The organism is Pseudomonas sp. RA_35y_Pfl2_P32 (assembly GCF_963970735.1).
Lineage (GTDB): Bacteria > Pseudomonadota > Gammaproteobacteria > Pseudomonadales > Pseudomonadaceae > Aquipseudomonas.
In genome coordinates this window covers 1-458 of sequence record NZ_CAXAQF010000319.1, presented here as the reverse complement: position 1 = coordinate 458, position 458 = coordinate 1, and the positions used below count along the sequence as shown (strand labels likewise).

1 protein-coding gene is annotated in these 458 nt (G+C 62.0%); it reads right to left on the bottom strand.

Features of this window, described 5'->3' with window-relative positions; translation table 11 throughout:
- Positions 1 to 234, bottom strand: a 234-nt coding sequence (locus tag AACY45_RS28480; RefSeq protein WP_339548805.1) for a hypothetical protein, incomplete at its 3' end; no start/stop codon positions are given.
- Positions 235 to 458: the final 224 nt, after the last annotated feature.

Genomic DNA, 458 nt, shown 5'->3' with positions numbered 1-458 from the left:
TAACGCTTCCAGTTTGGGGTCGGCCAGCCGGGAGGACGGGCCCCGCCCGAACAGGCTACCCAGCGCACGCGACATGCGGCCGGGTTCGGTCAGGCTGGCGAGGGTGTCGCGCTGCGCAAGGGCGATGACGCTCCATTCGAGTGCGGAGAAGCCCTCCTGCGGGGTCGTCGCGGCATCGTCGGTCGACGTGGTGACGGGGCCAGCGAACATTGAATCGATATCCAGATAAGCCATGAAAAATCCCCCTTTTGGGTCTTTGTCAATCCTGTGGGCGAACAGCCCCGAGCGGGAACGAGCGGTCGTCCCGGCAAAACTGTCTTCAAGCGTGCAAAACCTGGGCAGCAAGCGCGCGGCGCTCCTGTCGACCAGCTAAAAAAAGTGGAACGCCAGTCGGTCGAACCGCTGACGGATCAATCAGATGAGTGCGACGGACATTGGAGGAGACCCTTTTTCCGACT